11 protein-coding genes are annotated in these 15,132 nt (G+C 63.4%); 5 read left to right on the top strand and 6 right to left on the bottom strand.

Annotated elements, in window-relative coordinates; genetic code table 11:
• Window positions 1–18 precede the first annotated feature (18 nt).
• Window positions 19–1,383 carry an NAD-dependent succinate-semialdehyde dehydrogenase gene (locus ACWTV1_RS07115; RefSeq protein ID WP_498504689.1) on the top strand — a complete coding sequence of 455 codons (1,365 nt, stop codon included), beginning with the start codon at window positions 19–21 and terminating at the stop codon, window positions 1,381–1,383.
• A gap of 67 nt (window positions 1,384–1,450) precedes the next feature.
• Here ACWTV1_RS07115 and ACWTV1_RS07110 read toward each other — a convergent pair whose 3' ends face one another.
• The 3 genes from ACWTV1_RS07110 to ACWTV1_RS07100 form a co-directional block, all read right to left on the bottom strand.
• Window positions 1,451–3,118, bottom strand: a complete 1,668-nt coding sequence (locus ACWTV1_RS07110) for a hypothetical protein (RefSeq protein WP_498504688.1) — start codon at window positions 3,116–3,118, stop codon at window positions 1,451–1,453.
• A 72-nt stretch (window positions 3,119–3,190) separates the two neighbouring features.
• Window positions 3,191–5,995, bottom strand: a complete 2,805-nt coding sequence (locus tag ACWTV1_RS07105) for a hypothetical protein (RefSeq protein WP_498504687.1) — start codon at window positions 5,993–5,995, stop codon at window positions 3,191–3,193.
• Complete coding sequence (locus ACWTV1_RS07100; RefSeq protein WP_498504686.1) at window positions 5,992–7,851, bottom strand: HSP90 family protein; 1,860 nt, start codon at window positions 7,849–7,851, stop codon at window positions 5,992–5,994. The genes ACWTV1_RS07105 and ACWTV1_RS07100 overlap by 4 nt, the downstream gene beginning before the upstream one ends.
• A 118-nt stretch (window positions 7,852–7,969) precedes the next feature.
• Between ACWTV1_RS07100 and ACWTV1_RS07095 the strand changes: the two genes are divergently transcribed.
• Window positions 7,970–10,135 carry an ATP-dependent Clp protease ATP-binding subunit gene (locus ACWTV1_RS07095; protein ID WP_498504685.1) on the top strand — a complete coding sequence of 722 codons (2,166 nt, stop codon included), beginning with the start codon at window positions 7,970–7,972 and terminating at the stop codon, window positions 10,133–10,135.
• Between the two features lie 64 nt (window positions 10,136–10,199).
• Here ACWTV1_RS07095 and ACWTV1_RS07090 read toward each other — a convergent pair whose 3' ends face one another.
• Window positions 10,200–11,036, bottom strand: a complete 837-nt coding sequence (locus ACWTV1_RS07090) for an exodeoxyribonuclease III (RefSeq protein ID WP_498504684.1) — start codon at window positions 11,034–11,036, stop codon at window positions 10,200–10,202.
• A 71-nt stretch (window positions 11,037–11,107) separates the two neighbouring features.
• On the opposite strand from ACWTV1_RS07090, the gene ACWTV1_RS07085 reads away from it, so the two are divergent.
• Genes ACWTV1_RS07085 through ACWTV1_RS07075 form a run of 3 tightly spaced genes read left to right on the top strand, consistent with a single transcriptional unit; the run spans window position 11,108 to window position 13,416 of the window.
• Window positions 11,108–11,272, top strand: coding sequence for a hypothetical protein (locus ACWTV1_RS07085; RefSeq protein WP_157847468.1), 165 nt, complete (start codon window positions 11,108–11,110; stop codon window positions 11,270–11,272).
• 30 nt (window positions 11,273–11,302) lie between these two features.
• Entirely contained in the window at window positions 11,303–11,854 is a 552-nt protein-coding gene (gene pyrE / locus ACWTV1_RS07080; RefSeq protein WP_100387965.1) for an orotate phosphoribosyltransferase, read from the top strand.
• Window positions 11,851–13,416, top strand: a complete 1,566-nt coding sequence (locus tag ACWTV1_RS07075; RefSeq protein ID WP_498504683.1) for a septum formation family protein — start codon at window positions 11,851–11,853, stop codon at window positions 13,414–13,416. Before pyrE ends, ACWTV1_RS07075 begins: the two co-directional genes overlap by 4 nt.
• On the opposite strand, the gene ACWTV1_RS07070 is transcribed toward ACWTV1_RS07075, so the two are convergent.
• Window positions 13,413–14,186 carry an HAD-IIA family hydrolase gene (locus ACWTV1_RS07070; protein WP_100387966.1) on the bottom strand — a complete coding sequence of 258 codons (774 nt, stop codon included), beginning with the start codon at window positions 14,184–14,186 and terminating at the stop codon, window positions 13,413–13,415. The genes ACWTV1_RS07075 and ACWTV1_RS07070 overlap by 4 nt on opposite strands.
• Window positions 14,183–15,043, bottom strand: a complete 861-nt coding sequence (locus ACWTV1_RS07065; protein WP_498504682.1) for a DNA-methyltransferase — start codon at window positions 15,041–15,043, stop codon at window positions 14,183–14,185. The genes ACWTV1_RS07070 and ACWTV1_RS07065 overlap by 4 nt, the downstream gene beginning before the upstream one ends.
• Window positions 15,044–15,132 lie beyond the last annotated feature (89 nt).

The following is a 15,132-nucleotide window of genomic DNA, read 5'->3' as shown; positions in this document are numbered from 1 at the left end:
AGCAGCGAGGAACCTCTCATGAAGACTTTTCAAGTGATCAATCCCTACACCGGCGAAGAGGGCCCAGCGCACCCCGCCGCGAGTGACGAAGTCATCGAGCAGATTGTCGCTGCAGCGCACTCTGAGTACAACGGCGGAATGAACCGTGATCAGGTAAAAGACCGCGCAGCGATCGTCACTCGCATTGCCGATCTCCTCATGGAACGCTCGGCCGAATTTGGCGAAATCATCGTGCGCGAAATGGGCAAGCCCTTGGCCCAAGCGGTGGGTGAAGTGGAGTTCTCCGCTGACATTTTCCGCTACTTCGCCGACAACGCTGAGGAGTTCCTCGCCGACGAACAAATTCCCGCCGGAGCCGGCACCGCGTGGATTCGTAAGAGCCCCATCGGTCCCGTTTTGGGCATCATGCCGTGGAACTTTCCCATCTACCAGATCGCTCGCTTCGCCGGGCCCAGCATCATTCTCGGCAACCCCGTTTTGATCAAGCCAGCGCAGCAGTGCCCCGAGTCTTCGGCGGCTCTTGAAGCGCTCATTCACGAGGCCGGTTTGCCGATCGGTGGCTACCAAAATGTGCTCGCCGACAACGACCAAATCGCCGCGATGATCGACGACCCGCGCATCCAAGGAATCTCCCTCACGGGCTCCGAGCGTGCCGGTGCAATCGTGGGTGCCGCCGCGGGTGCCAACCTGAAGAAGAGCGTGCTCGAACTGGGCGGCTCGGACCCGTTCATCCTCATGTCCACGGACGACATGGATGCCACGGTCGAGGCCGCGGTCGCCGCGCGCATCGACAACAACGGCCAGGCCTGCAACGGCGCCAAGCGCTTCGTCATCATCGACTCGCTCTACGAAGAGTTCGCCGAGAAGTTCAGCGCCGCGATGGGCGCCATCACGGTCGGCGACCCCATGGAGGAGAGCACCGAGCTCGGCCCGATGTGTTCGGTAGCAGCGGCCAAGGGTCTCGAAGAGCAGGTAGCTGAAGCGGTTGCTGCTGGCGCCACCTTGCGCGTCGGAACCGGCAAGCGCGACGGCACCAAGTTTGCCCCCGCCGTGCTCGAGAACATCAGCCCCGAGAACCCCGCGTACGTCACCGAGTTCTTCGGACCGGTCGCTCAATTGCACCGCGTGAGCAGTGAAGAAGAAGCGATCGTTCTCGCCAACGCAACGCCGTTCGGTCTCGGTTCGTACGTCTTCACGACGGATGCCGAGCAGGCCGACCGCATTGCTGACGGCATCGACGCTGGCATGGTCTACATCAACGAGGTCGGCGCGGATGCTCCCGAGCTGCCTTTCGGTGGAGTCAAGAACTCCGGCACCGGTCGTGAGCTTGGTCCTTACGGCGTCGACGAGTTCGTGAACCGCAAGCTGGTCAAGCGCCCGTAACGGGGGCGCACGCTCGGCGGCGGGTCAGCTGCCGCCGAGCGTCAGCAGCCGTGTGTCACTAGACGAGTTACGGCTGCGCTTTTTCCGCCAGGGAACGCGTGCCCGTAGCTCGTCTTTTCTTTCCTAGCGCGTCGTAGCAGTCGGCCAATTCGCGGTTCGCTCCGGCGAGCATCTCGGCATCACCGCGGGCGTTCTTCACGACTGTTTTGAGCAGTTTGATGGCGTCTTTGGTTCGCCCCTGCTCGGCAAGTAGCTCCGCAGCGAAGCGCTCGATAGTGAGGGCTTCGCGGGGGTCACCGGCGGAGCGAAGGGCCGCAGCAGCCTTCGCCGCGTGCTCGATGGCATCCGAGGTTTCTCCCAAAATATGGAGAGCGCGAGCCTTGCCATCGAGCGCTGTCGCCCAGAGTCGCATTGCGTTGTTTCGCGACGTTTCCGCGGCTATTTCGTCGAACGTTGCGAGGGCGGTGCGATCGCCCAATCGTGCTTGAGTCATGCCGAGAGAGTGCAGCACGCCCACATAGAGTGCGCCGTCACCCTCTGATTCTCGTACTGCAGCGGCCGCGACCATCAAGAGTTCCCGGGCGGCTTCGTGGTTATCCCGTTGTGTCTGAAGAACCGCAGCGTTGTAGTTGGCGCGCGCGAGGTCGTCGAGAGCGCGGGCCTCGGTATAGAGGTTCGAGGCCATCGCCCACACTTCGATGGCGGCATCCGGTTGCTCGGTTGCGGCGAGTGAGTGCGCCATGAACTCGAGGCTTTCGGCCCGCACCTCTGGAGGTGCTCCCGTGGCGGTCTCGTGGTTATAGACCTCGGTGAGCATGCCGATGGCTTCGGTGTGATTGTCTGTTGCCACCAGCGTGTTGGCGACAGCTTTCCGAGCCTCGCTATTGTCGATGCCTAGCTGATCGGCGAGCGTCACCGCGTCGCGGAAACGGCCCAGTGCGACAGCACGCTCGCGAGCGTCCACCGCCAGGCGCCCTCCCAGAAGCGTGGTGTTGTAGAGCCGTTCGGGCAGGTCGATGGCGGCATAGAGGTCGATGGCGAGATTGACCGCGTGGAGGGCTTCGGCCGGTTGGTGCACGCCGCTCAGTGCCAGTGCGTGAAACGTGTGTGCTTCCGCGCGTGCAGTTCGGTTGCGTGCTGAGGCGAGGAGACGATCGCAGAACTCCAGCATCCGTGGTGCATCGCCTGCGTCATAGGCAATCTGCACGAGATAGCGAAGAGCGCGGAACTGGGTCGACCCTTTGTCCTCTGCGACGTCAGCCTGCAAGTAGGCCAACCCTGCTGAGGAATGGATGTTCTCGAGGTCACGAAAACTCTGGCGCCACATCGCATCAGCGTGCGCGAGTAGGGCGATGGCGTGGAGTCGCGGAGGGAGATCGGCCGCTGCTCTAGCCTCACGTTCGAGGGCGGCGAGGTCGTAGGGTTCTGCCCGCCCGAAGCGCGCCAAGCCCATTTTTGCTTGGCTGGCGGCTTCGAGGGGACGGTCGAGTTCGATCAGGAGGTCGTGGCGTTGCTGAGCAACGATGTCGGCGGTCTCGAACTGGCCGAGGTGCACGCAGCATGCCGTCACTACTTCGAGAGCGTTGACCCGGGCCACGCCACTCGTGAGCAGCACGGCTTGGTTGCCTGCGCTGAGAGCTGGCGCAAATTCTTCTCCGGTGAAGAGCTCTTCGGCGCGAAGCAACCATTGCTCGCCCTCGGTGGGGGCGTCGATGTCAGAAAGAGCGAAGACCATGCTCAAATTATCCCTGCCACCGCGCGAACTGCACTCCCCGCCTTCGTGGGGCAGAACAGTGTATCTCGCGGGCTAGCTAGCGCCCTCCGCGATCGCTCGGGCGGCAGCAGCATCCGCCGTGCGTCCGAGGGCGTCGAAGCTTTCGGCAAGTTCGAACGCGGCCAGGGTGCGCAATTGCTCGTGGTTGGCGGCCTGCTCGACGACCGACTGCAGCACGGTTACTGCTTCGTCGTGGCGCCCTTCTTCGGCCAGCACGCCTCCCACGAAACGTTCGGTGTTAGCGGCCGAGAGCGGGTCGCCCGCCGCGCGATAAGCATCAGCGGCGGTCAGGGCAAGCGCGACGGCTTCTTTCGCGCGACCCAAACTGGCGAGCGAGCGCGCTTTCGAGTCGGTGATGTCGGCGTGCAGCCAATCGGCGTCGTGCTCGGTGGCGAGGGCGAGTACCTCATCCAGCGTCGTCAGGCCTTCGGCGTTGCCGACGTCGGCCTGGGCGCGACCCTGCTGGTGCAGCACGCGCACGAGCAGGTTGAGGTTGTCTGGCGTGGCCCGGGCATGGGTTGCTGCGGCTTCGAGCAAGGTCGCTGCTTCTTCGGGGCTGCCATTGGCGCTGTGCAGGCTCGCGTTTTCGGCGAGGGTACGGGCAGCGCTCTGGGTGTCTCCTGATTCGAGGTAGAGCTCGATTGCCGTCTCCCACGTGCCGACGGCGGATGCCGGTTCTCCGGCAGCAACGAAGCCATGGCCGAGCCAGTACAGGGTTTCACCACGGCTGCCCGGAGCAGCTTCGGCGGCAGTCTCTTCTTCGTAGAGAGCAATGAGCAGGTCGATGGCTTCGGAGGTTTCACCGCTGCGCACGAGTGCGCGACCGAGGGCGTAGCGAGCGCCGACCGCGTCGATCTCAAGTCGCTCGGCGTAACGCACCGCGAGACGGAAACGGCTGCCAGAGTCAGCGAACATCTCGGCCTCGTCGTAGAGGCGGCCAGCAAGAACTGTTGTGTCGTGCAGCGGCCCGAGAGCGTCGATCGCATGGGCGCATTCGCTCGCGGCATCCGCACTGCGGGCACCCTCTTCGAACTGGCCGGTGCTGCCCATGATGCGGGCGCGGAGTGCGTGGGCATGAGCCGCAACACCGCGGTTCTCCGTTGCCGCAAGAATCGCGTCGACGTACTCGAGCGACTTCTCGATCTCGCCCATTGAGGCCGAAAGGTCAGACAGGTAGCGCAGCGCATTGGTGCGAGCGAACACAGCGTCGCCCTCCTCGGCGTGGCCGAGAGCGCGCACGGCAAGAGCGTGAGCGGCCGCCACATCGGGCTCGTCAGCGCGCAGGGTTAGGCCCAACAACGACAGCTCAAGATCGGCAACCTGCGTCGGTGCGAGATCGCCCGACACCTCCACCGCCACGCGCAAGGCATCGAAGTCAGCCTCTTCGCCGCGGCCGAACAGCGCCAAACCGAGCAGTTCCTCGAGCGCGGCCTGAGCATCGTCGCCGTTCTCACGCAGAGCCGAGATGCGATCCTCCAGCGCCGATTGTGCCGCCGCGAGGTCGCCGGTAGCCACTAGCCCGGCAATCAACGCTCCGAGGGCGGTCGTGCGATCCTTGCCGGTCGTCAACTCCGCAGCCTTGCGAGCTGCGGGGATCGCGGCTGGAAGCCAACCAATTGCGGTCAGCTCTTGCGCACGCAGCAGCCAGCCGGCGGCATCCGTCGGCGTAGCGTCTGCGGGAGCAACGAGGCCAAGCGTCTCGCTCGACAGCTTCAGCGGGTAGCGCTCGTTCGCCAGCTCTTTAGCCTTCTGGATGCGGTTAGCCCGGTAGTCATTGCCGGCCCGCTGGTCGAACTGGTCGCCGATGCGGCGCGCAGCAGCCCACACGGCGGTGGCGAGTTCTTCGGCGGTCCAGGCGCCGTCGTGTTCTCCGAAGAGCACCTGCAGTTCGCGGCTCTCGGCGCCCCGAACGGTCTGCTCGCCGAAGCCGGCAGCGGTCACCGCGTCGAGCAGAACGCCCGCCGCGAGGAGGCCGGCGAACTGGCCGTCGGCGTTGAGCTGATCGTGCACGAACCACGAGAGGTGGCGCTCGAGCATCGAGAGGCCGCGTGCTTCGTTGCCGGTGACGGCGCAGAAGACGAAGTGGTTGGCGATGATGCTGAGGTTGTCGGCATTGTCGCGGGCGAGGTTGTAGCTGCGAAAGTGGGCGGCGCGAGCGTCGTCGAGGCGGCCAGCGCGCAAGTAGGGGAGCAGGGCACGCGAGAGGGCAGCCTCGGGCTCATCGCCACAGCTGTAGCCACCTTCGATGAGCTCGTCGAAGAGCACGATCGCCTCGGCGTCGCGGCCCATTTCGGTGAGGAACCCGCTGGCATCGCTGCGCACGCAGGCATCGCAGTGGCTGTAGTCGTCGCGCGGGGTCACCACGAGCTGGGCCCGCAATTCTTCGGCGCGCTCGAGTTCACCCAAACGCCAGGCGGTAGCGAACTGCGAGGTCAGCACGCCGCTCTGGCCGATGCCGGCCTTGCGGTAGTGGCTCTCCATGTCGGCGAGGGCGCTAGCGATGTCATCCGTACCGAAGATGGGCGAGCTCGCCAGCGTGGTGGCAATCCACTTGAACTGCCACATGAGACCAGCGCCTTCGTGACCAATCTCATCCGGGAAACGCACGGGGTCTTCGTCGTGCTTGGCCAAACACCACGCGAAAGACGAGAGCAATGTCTCGGTGTCACCGAGCATGTTGGCGGATGCCGTCTGCCGAATCCGTGCCCGATATTCGAGCTCTTCGTCACCGATCTCAATTGCGAGCGCGATCGCTTCGTCGACGCGAGAACGCTCCTCGGGGCCGTAAGCCATGCCATCGATCTCAGCGAACAGTTCTTGGATGCGGGCCACGCTCATAGGGAGTTTCCTTCGGGGAGGTCGTCGCCGAGCTTCACGCTCATCGCGATTAGGTCGGACATGGAGTTGGTCATCATGGCGCGGTCGCGCACGCTGAGCGGACGCTGGCTGGTGAGGAGGGCCTGCACGTAGAGCAGCTGGATCGTGCGGGAGAACACGGCGTCGTCGCTCAGCGTGGAGAGAGTGACGACAACGGGGTTGTTCCAGTTAAGGCAGAGGCGAGCGAGGCTTTTGCTGATGCCGTCGCTCGCGATGCGTTCGTCAGCGAAGGCATCCACTTTGCCGAGCACGTTTTGCCACAGTCCGGGTTTGCTCACTTCGCGCGCCGAGCGGCGGTCGATCGAGCGGAGTACTTCGGGGTCTGCCAGATAGAGCCCGGTCACGTCGGCGGTCGGCACGCTGCGCACGATCACCGAGCAGTTGGCGTCGGCGAGCACGGCGCTGGCACGGTCTTCGAGTCGCGCAACCGCGGTCCGGGCATCCAGCGGTGGCACTTCTAAGAAGTCGAGTTCGTCGAGCACGCTCACGCGGTCAACGGTGAGCCCATCAACAATCGTGGGCAGCAGGCGGGCGATTTCGGTGTCATACACATAGCCGCCGTTGATCACAGGGCGGTCGGCGCTCGCGATGCTCGCAATCTGGCGAAACTCATCCACTGACTCGGCGTACCGCAGCGTCTTGTGGTCGCGCGTGAGAGTCTCGATGGTCATGCGACCGAGCGTCGTTTCGACACTGAGCCAGGGCGTGATGAAGGTCGCCAACTCGTCGTCGTGAATTACAAGCGACTTGAGGGCGAGCGAGTGCAGGTTCACAAAGTCGCTGAGTTGGCCCGGATTGCGGGCGGCAATCTCCAGCACCCACTGGCGAAGCGTCGTGCCGATGGCGGAGCGCGTGTGCTCGAGCAGGTCGTCATCGACGAGCGATTCGCGGCTCGCGGTGGGGGTGAGGGCGGTGCTGTTCAGCACGACGCGCACGAAGAAAGCCCAGTCGGGCAGCAGCGCGTCAACGTTTTCGCTGAGCAGCATGCGGCCGAGGTAGACGCGGTTGGTTTGGCGAGCACCGGGAGGCGGCGAGCTGGGAAGCACGTACGCCACACCGGTGGTGCTCGTGCCCGGCACGCTCAGCGGGATTGCGGCAAAAGGATCGGCCCCCAGCAGCTCTAGGCCGTACGCCAGCAGCTCGACCGGGTCGGTGGTGTGCGGCTCGATGAACGGTGCCGCGTGCGTCACGGTCTCGCTGTCGCCGTGGGGGAGGTCAACCCGCACAGTCACGGGCAAGAACTCGGCGAAGGTCTTCGCGAGTGCCATCACCGTCGTTGTGCTCAACAGATCGTGCTGATCGAAGCGCGGCTTGAGCGACACGGTGGTGCCGATGGGCAAGTCGCCCTCCAACTCGCGCACGCTGAACGTACCGTCGCTATTGCCGATCCATTCGACCGGGGCTGAGCCGCGAGCGGAGCGGGACTGAATCACAATCTGGTCGGCCACCATGAAGCAGCTGAGCAATCCGATGCCGAACTGGCCCAGATAGTCGCTGCGGGGCAGGTCAAAGATGTCGCGCTTGGATGATCGGCCCACGGTCGACAACAGCTCAGTCATTTCGGCGGCGGTCAGCCCAATACCATCATCCTGAAAGCGGAACGTGTCGTTCGAGTCGCTCAGCGGAGTGATGCGGATGCCGCGGCTCGCGTCGTCGCCGTCGAGCTCAACCCGTGCGGCCAGAGCGTCGCGCCCGTTCTGCAGCAGCTCGCGCAAATACACGCGCGGACTCGAGTAAATGTGCTTGCTCAGGAGGTCGACGACCCCGGTGAGATTCACTTGGAAGGACTGGAGATCGTCGTCGGGAGTCGCGGTCACCGTGAAATTGTCTCATCCGAGGGTGGTTCTCTGCGAGCGCACAGGAACCACCTAGCCACGAGCGGGGTCGCAGGTATAAACTTGAGTCGTCTTTACTCAAGTTTGTGGAGGGATTGTAATGGCGAACATGCAGGGTGCCCCAAGTACCGATGAGGAGCAAAAGAGTGCTCTCGAAAAGTACGGGGTCAATCTCACTGAGATTGCGCGCAGCGGCAAGCTCGACCCTGTAATCGGGCGTGATGCCGAGATTCGTCGAGTGAGCCAAGTGCTGACCCGCCGCACGAAGAACAACCCGGTATTGATCGGTGAGCCCGGCGTCGGAAAGACTGCCGTGGTGGAAGGCCTCGCTCAGCGCATCATCGCGGGCGACGTTGCCGACTCCCTTAAAGACAAGCAGCTCATCTCGCTCGACCTGGCAGCGCTCGTCGCCGGCGCCAAGTACCGCGGTGAGTTTGAAGAGCGTCTCAAGGCCGTACTCAAGGAGATCAAAGACTCCGACGGCGAGATCATCACCTTCATTGACGAACTTCACACCCTCATGGGCGCTGGCGGTGGCGACGGCTCGGTAGCGGCATCCAACATGCTCAAGCCCATGCTGGCCCGCGGTGAACTACGCCTCATCGGTGCGACGACCCTCGACGAATACCGTCAGTACATCGAGAAGGATGCCGCCCTCGAGCGACGCTTTCAGCAAGTGTTCGTTGGCGAACCGTCGGTCGAAGACACCGTCGCGATTCTGCGTGGACTCAAGGAGCGCTACGAAGCGCACCACAAAGTTGCGATCGCGGACTCTGCTCTCGTCTCAGCCGCAACGCTCAGCAACCGCTATATCTCCGGACGCAAACTTCCCGACAAGGCAATCGACCTGATCGACGAGGCCGCTAGCCGCCTCAAGATGGAGATCGACTCTTCGCCGGTCGAGATTGACCAGTTGAAGCGTGCCGTCGATCGACTTCGCATTGAAGAACTCGCGCTGAAGAAGGAAAAGGACGACGCCTCGAAGGCTCGTTTGACCAAGCTGCGCGAAGACCTCGCGGTGCAGAGCAAACACTTGAGCGAACTCGAAGCCCGCTGGAAGCTCGAGAAGTCGAGCCTCACGGGTGTCGGTGACCTCAAGACTCGCCTCAATGATGCTCGCATCGAGCTTGACCGTGCGATGCGCGATGGCGAATACCAGAAGGCCTCCAAGCTCAACTACGAAACGATTCCTGCGATCGAAGAAGCGATTGCCACGGCCGAAAGCAACGAGCCCACGGGTCCGCGCATGGTCAATGACCAGGTGACCGAGGAAGACATCGCTGCCGTCGTCGCGGCGTGGACGGGCATCCCCGTCGACCGTCTCACCGAGGGCGAGACCGAGAAGCTGCTTCACCTTGAAGCAGAACTCGGCAAGCGCCTCATCGGCCAGAAGGATGCCGTGCAGGCCGTTTCTGAAGCTGTGCGCCGTACCCGCGCCGGTATCTCCGATCCCGACCGCCCCACGGGTTCGTTCCTGTTCCTCGGCCCCACCGGGGTCGGAAAGACCGAGCTTGCCAAGGCCCTGGCCCAGTACCTCTTCAACGACGAGAAAGCTCTCGTACGCATCGACATGAGCGAGTACGGCGAGAAGTTCTCCGTCTCGCGACTCGTCGGTGCCCCTCCCGGTTACATCGGTTACGAACAGGGCGGTCAGTTGACCGAGGCTGTTCGTCGGCGCCCCTATTCGGTCATCCTGCTCGACGAGGTTGAGAAGGCGCACCCCGAAGTCTTCGACGTTCTCCTGCAGGTGCTCGACGACGGTCGTCTGACCGACGGTCAGGGCCGCACTGTCGACTTCCGCAACGTGATTCTGATTCTGACTAGCAACTTGGGCAGCCAGTTCATCACCGACCAGGAGTTGCCGTGGGATGCCCGCAAGGCCGCCGTTGACGACCTCGTGCGCAAGTCGTTCAAGCCCGAGTTCATCAACCGACTTGACGACATCGTGGTGTTCCAGCCACTGTCGACCGACGATCTCAGCCAGATCGTTGAGCTCGATATCGACCGTCTCAGCAAGCGCCTCACCGATCGCCGCCTGCAACTGGCTGTCACACCGGATGCTCGCAGCTGGCTCGCCGATCGCGGCTATGACCCGATCTACGGTGCGCGTCCGCTACGCCGCCTCATGCAGCGCGAAATCGACGACAAGCTCGCCAAGGCGTTGCTCGCCGGTCACATTCGCGACGGAGACACCGTGCTCGTGGGGCTCGCTAGCAGTGGCGATGGCCTGCAGGTCACGCGCGGCCCCGGCACTGCTCCGGCCTAGCGGACTTTCGGTTTAGCGGACAACTGCCGACCGCTAACCACTAAGCCAGCCTTCGGCGTAACGGCTAGAGGAACATCGGCCGATCGTCGTCGTTCTCGGTATCAATCGCGAGATCGACGACGACGGGAACGTGGTCGCTCGGGCCATCGCCCTTGCGCTCTTCACGGTCGATGAATGCTTCGGTAACGAGTTCGTCGAACGCGGGTGAGCCCATCACAAAGTCGATGCGCATGCCCTCGTTGCGGGGAAAGCGCAGGCGCTGGTAATCCCAGTAGGTGTAGCCCTCGATGTTGCGGCTGCGGAGAGCATCGATCATCCCGGCCTCTTCGAAGGCGCGGAAGGCGGCGCGCTCGGCGTCGCTCACGTGAGTCTTGCCCTCGAACGCCGCGACGTCCCAGACGTCGTGGTCGAAGGGGGCAATATTGAAGTCGCCCATCAGCGCGAGCGGCTGCTCGGGGTTCTCGCTCATCCATCGGGTGGCCTGAGTCTTGAGATTGGCGAGCCATTCGAGCTTGTACGGGTAGTGGGGGTTGTCGAGCTCGCGGCCGTTGGGCACGTACAGGCTCCACAGGCGTGCGCCTTCAACCGTGACGCCAATGGCGCGGGCTTCGATGGGCACGGTGCCGTCATCGAGGGGCTTGCCGAAACCGGGCTGGGTATCGAAACCGACTGTCACGTCATCCATCGGGAGACGGCTCGCAAACGCGACGCCGTTCCACTGGTTGAGCCCGTGGAGTTCTACCTCGTAGCCAGCCTCGGTGAAGGCGTCCGTCGGAAACTGTTCGGGCTTGCACTTGATTTCTTGCATCGCGAGAACGTCAATATCTTCGCGAAGAAGCCAGTCGACGACGCGACCAACTCGGGTTCTGATGGAGTTCACGTTCCAGGTGGCAATACGCATGGTTCAACGGTAATAGGTCTACCCCTGTATTGGGCGACGACAGTGTCAGAGCCGCACCGTAGAGTCGAAACATGCAGCCGCTCACCCTCGTAGACGACGAAGCGGAGCAGTGCCTCAAAGCGGCAGAACAGGCTGATCGTCTCGACCGTCGCAACGCCACCATCGTGGCCGTATTGGGCTTTATCGGCGTCGTTCTCTCGGGCGCTTTGCTGATTCTGGGCCAGAGCAGCCTCTAAAGCCTTGCCCACAATGGGTATTCTGTACTCGTGACCGACGCCAAGCAGCAGCTCATTGAGCACATTTCCGCCGATGCCGTGTTCCACGGCGACTTCACTTTGACGAGCGGGAAGAAGGCTACTTACTACGTCGACATGCGTCGCGTGAGCCTCGACCACCGTGTTGCGCCCCTCATCGGTCAGGTCATGATTGACCTCATCGCTGACATCCCCGACATCTTTGCTGTCGGCGGGATGACGATGGGTGCCGACCCGATCGCCTCGGCCATGCTTCACCAGGGTGCCGCTCGCGGCCTCAGCTATCACGCCTTCGTTGTTCGCAAGGAGCCCAAGGATCACGGCCGCGGCCGCCAAGTTGAGGGCCCTGAGCTCGAAGGCAAGCGCGTCATTGTTCTCGAAGACACCTCGACCACGGGCGGTTCGCCGCTCGCTGCGATCGAAGCTCTCGAAAAGGTCGGCGCGATCATCGCCGGCGTTGCCGTTGTTGTCGATCGCGATACGGGTGCCAAGGAACGTATCGAAGCTGCCGGCTACCCCTACTACTCCGCGATTGGGCTGGGTGAACTGGGGCTGACTCCGTGACATCCGGAGATAACTCCTCGGGAGCCGGCAACGGCAACGAGCCGCGGCAGTCCTCATTCAACTGGGGACTGACTCCGAGCGACCCCGAGGTGCCTCCGGCCACACCGCCGAAGAAACCTCTCGAGCCGACCGAGCCCGAGGAACCCACCCGCGTACTGCCTCGCCAGCCCGACGAGGCGGCAGCGCCCGCCGCTCCGACGGTTCCGCTATCTCCCGCTACGCCGCCCGTGATGCCTCCGGCCGCGGCAGTACCGCCGGTTGCGCCTGCTGCGCCAGCTCCTCCGGTTCCGCCTGCCGCGGCAGCACCGCCGGTTGCGCCTGCTGCGCCAGCTCCTCCGGTTCCGCCTGCCGCGGCAGCACCGCCGGTTGCGCCTGCTGCGCCGCCCGCACCTGTTGTTCCGGGAGCGACCGCGCTCGAGGTTCCGCTGCCTCCGCTGACTCCCGCTCCTGCGACTCCACCCGCCGCGCCCCCTTCGGCAACCCCAGAGATTCCCGGGCTGCTCAAGCTCCCGCCAGTTGCGGGGGAGGCCCCGCCCGCGTCGCAGCCGGCTTCGCCCCCGGCACCGCTCGTCGAACCGCCCGCGAGCGAAGCGATGAACGTCGCCGAGCTGCCCACGAGCGCCATGAACCTGAGCGACCTTCCGACCGGTGCGATGGACGTTGCCGACCTACCGACCGGTGCGATGGACATCAGCGATCTCCCCACGGGAGCGATGGATGTGGCCGACCTTCCCACTGCGGCAATGGCGGCGCCCACTCGTCGTCAGAGTCACGTGCCTCCCGCCGTGGATCCTGCGCTCGATGGTGCAACCGAAGTCATGAACGCACAGTCGCTCGCGGGAATTTCAGCGGAAGCGGAATCCGTCGAGCATGACGTGGTCGGTGACCTCTTTGGCGAGGACAAATTCGTTGAGTACGACGACCAGGTTCTTGCCGCACCCTCGTCGGCTGTTGTGGTGCGCCAGCAACGGGTTCCCCCACCCCCGCGTCCGCCGATTCCGCGCGGCCAGATGATCGCGCTCGCGGTCGGCGGCGGGCTCGTTGCAGCGCTCGCATTGGTCGCCCTGTTCTTGCTGGGCACGCGCATCGGCGACAGCATGGAACCCGCCGTGGCCGTCTCAGCAACCCCCACGGCCGTTCCCACCGAGACGGTTCCCGTTGTCGGCCCTGTCGCGCCCGGAACCTACCAGTGGGATGAGCTCGCCGGCGGCGAATGCCTCGAGCCTTTCGCCTCCGCATGGGAGCAGGAATACACCGTCATCGACTGCGCTCAACCGCACGCCGCCCAACTGCTCACGATCGGTCAGTTCGACGACGCGGCATCCGATCCGTATCCGGATGCCGAAGCGCTGACCTCACGCACAGCGCAGGCCTGCTCTACTGACTCCGTTATTGACTTCGCGGCCGCTAAATCATTTGCCGATCTCGAGATTGTCACCAGCTTCGCCGCGACAGCCGATGACTGGGATGCCGGAAACCGCGACTACTACTGCTTCGCCACGCGGGCGGGAGATGATGCCCTCACGGCATCCGTCTCGCAACCACAAACGCCTGAAAACTAGTTCAGGAGGTCGGCGACGCTGTCGAGAACTTCGTTCGGACGGAACGGGTAGCGGTCGATTTCTTTTTGATCGCTAATGCCCGTGAGCACCAAAACGGTGTGAAGCCCTGCCTCGATACCGGCGACGATGTCGGTGTCCATGCGGTCACCGATCATGCCAGTCGTCTCGCTGTGCGCACCAATCTTGTTGAGTGCCGAGCGGAACATCATGGGGTTGGGCTTACCGACGATGTACGGCTCGCGACCCGTGGCCTTGGTGATGAGAGCGGCGACCGCGCCGGTGGCGGGCAGGGGGCCGTCAGCGCTCGGACCCGTGGCATCCGGGTTGGTCACAATGAAGCGGCTGCCGTTGCCAATGAGGCGAATGGCCTTAGTGATGGCTTCGAAGGAGTAGTTGCGGGTCTCACCGATCACGACGTAGTCGGGGTTGGTCTCAGTCATGATGAAACCGGCCTCGTGGAGGGCGGTCGTGATGCCGGCCTCACCGATGACGAAGGCGCTGCCTCCGGGGATCTGTTCCTTCAGGAAGTCTGCTGTGGCAAGAGCCGAGGTCCAGATCGCTGACTCGGGCACGTCGAGGCCAGAAGCCTTGAGGCGGGCGCTGAGATCGCGCGGGGTGAAGATCGAATTGTTGGTGAGAACCAAGTAGGGCTTCTCTTCGTCACGCCACTTCTGTAGAAGTTCGGCGGCGCCGGGCACGGGGTGATTCTCGTGTACGAGCACACCGTCCATGTCGGTGAGCCAGCACTCGATTTCGTCGCGATTTCTCATGCGCTCACTTTAGCGAACGCGGTCCCATTTGAGAGGCGACTCGTGATGATTTCGATCGCGGCGGGGTTTTGTTCGACAAGCACGACGCGTCGTTTGAGGGCTTGTGCGACTGCTCCGGTTGTTCCGCTGCCGGCAAAGAAGTCGAGTACCCAGTCTCCGGGCTGACTGGATGCCTGAATAATGCGCCGCAGAATTCCTTCCGGTTTCTGGGTGGCATAGCCGGTCTTTTCTTTGCCCGTAGGAGAGACGATGGTATGCCACCAGACATCCGTGGGCAGCTTGCCGCGCGCTGCTTTCTCGGGCGTCACCAGACCGGGAGCCATATAGGGCTCGCGATCGACTTCTTCATTGTTGAAGTAATAGTTCTTGGGGTTCTTGACGTAAACCAGAATCGTGTCGTGCTTCGATGGCCACTTTTTGGTGGCGCGAGCGCCGTAGTCGTATGCCCAGATGATCTCGTTGAGAAAACTGTCGCGGCCAAAGAGAGCGTCGAGCGCGACCTTGGCGTAGTGCACTTCTCGGTAGTCGAGGTGAAGGTACAGGGTGCCTCGGTCGTCGAGCAGTCGCCAAGCTTCCTGCAGCCGGGGTTCGAGAAACTCCCAATAGTCGGCGAAAGTGTCGTCGTAGGAGTACAAGATTCCCTTGATGGTGTCGTAGCTATTGCCGCCGAATCCCACCCGAGTTCCTTCGGCCGACCGCTGGGTGGTCAACGCCTGGCGACGCTGAGTGCGCCCCGTGTTGAACGGCGGGTCGATGTAGATCAGTCGAAAGCTCTCGTCGGGGAGAGCACTGATGATGGGAAGGTTATCCCCATGCACCACAAGGTCGGGGCCGTCGGGAGTCCAGTGCTGGTGCATTCCTTGAGATTAACAGTCAGTGACGCGCGCGGGAGCGTTCGTGACCCAGATGCCTGAATTGAACTCCGAGAACCAACGTTCTAGCCCCA

The organism is Salinibacterium sp. VpJ6 (genome assembly GCF_059767345.1).
Note: the sequence above shows the minus strand (reverse complement) of the source record. Positions and strands in the feature narration are given on the sequence as shown.

Bases quoted from the DNA above. Each gene is read 5' to 3' on its own strand.
- ACWTV1_RS07115 (WP_498504689.1), top strand. From the start codon at position 19: ATGAAGACTTTTCAAGTGATCAATCCCTACACCGGCGAAGAGGGCCCA.
- ACWTV1_RS07110 (WP_498504688.1), bottom strand. From the start codon at position 3,118: ATGGTCTTCGCTCTTTCTGACATCGACGCCCCCACCGAGGGCGAGCAA.
- ACWTV1_RS07105 (WP_498504687.1), bottom strand. From the start codon at position 5,995: ATGAGCGTGGCCCGCATCCAAGAACTGTTCGCTGAGATCGATGGCATG.
- ACWTV1_RS07095 (WP_498504685.1), top strand. From the start codon at position 7,970: ATGGCGAACATGCAGGGTGCCCCAAGTACCGATGAGGAGCAAAAGAGT.
- ACWTV1_RS07090 (WP_498504684.1), bottom strand. From the start codon at position 11,036: ATGCGTATTGCCACCTGGAACGTGAACTCCATCAGAACCCGAGTTGGT.
- ACWTV1_RS07085 (WP_157847468.1), top strand. From the start codon at position 11,108: ATGCAGCCGCTCACCCTCGTAGACGACGAAGCGGAGCAGTGCCTCAAA.
- ACWTV1_RS07070 (WP_100387966.1), bottom strand. From the start codon at position 14,186: ATGAGAAATCGCGACGAAATCGAGTGCTGGCTCACCGACATGGACGGT.
- ACWTV1_RS07065 (WP_498504682.1), bottom strand. From the start codon at position 15,043: ATGCACCAGCACTGGACTCCCGACGGCCCCGACCTTGTGGTGCATGGG.